This is a genomic window from Algibacter sp. TI.3.09 (assembly GCF_038154905.1).
Lineage (GTDB): Bacteria > Bacteroidota > Bacteroidia > Flavobacteriales > Flavobacteriaceae > Algibacter.
Window position 1 is genome coordinate 1 of the sequence record NZ_JBAKAN010000024.1, and the last position, 635, is coordinate 635.

Below are 635 nucleotides of genomic sequence, written 5' to 3' on the forward strand. Positions count from 1 at the left end.
GTTGTAAGCAATAGCGTGGCTATCGTTAGATAACTTTCAATATAAATATTGTTTACGCAAAAGGAATAAAAAAAGGCAGTTAAAAAAGTGTATTATTTAGAAAATACGCTTCCAAGTTTTCGGCGATAAAAGCCGTGAAAATGTATTTTCAAACGAGCGGTGTCGTATAAAACTTGATTGCTAAGGTATAAGATTTAAATTAGAATGTCAAGTTCTCTATTAAATAAATCTTATATCGGATATGTTTTAACTGCCTTTTTTTGAGATCATTATAAAGTGGTTGCGCCTAAAAGAGACGACTTATACCACAATGTATAAATCATATCGTTTATAAAAATAATTATATTCCTAAAAAGGACTCTTGCCACGCTACTGATATTTATATCATTTCATTTTTCTGTAATTTAATGAAATGAGTCTTTTATACCGCTAAAGATCTCCTGGATAATAAGGCGGAATAAAATATAAAGCTCACAACATGGTATATAAACAATAAGGGCTTAGGTGTTTTCAAAATGGATACTGGGTAACGCACCAACGCTACTTTAGTAAACCAAATATTCTTTCTTAAATTTAAATATTTATTTCCTAAATTAGCTTCAATATAAATCTGTAGGATATTTATATTGATAATC

The 635-nt window shown here is 29.0% G+C and carries 1 protein-coding gene; it reads right to left on the bottom strand.

Annotation, left to right across the window (positions count from 1 at the left end):
- Positions 1-421 precede the first annotated feature (421 nt).
- On the bottom strand, positions 422-635 hold a 214-nt coding region (locus V6246_RS18170; RefSeq protein ID WP_341561863.1), incomplete at its 5' end, for a hypothetical protein.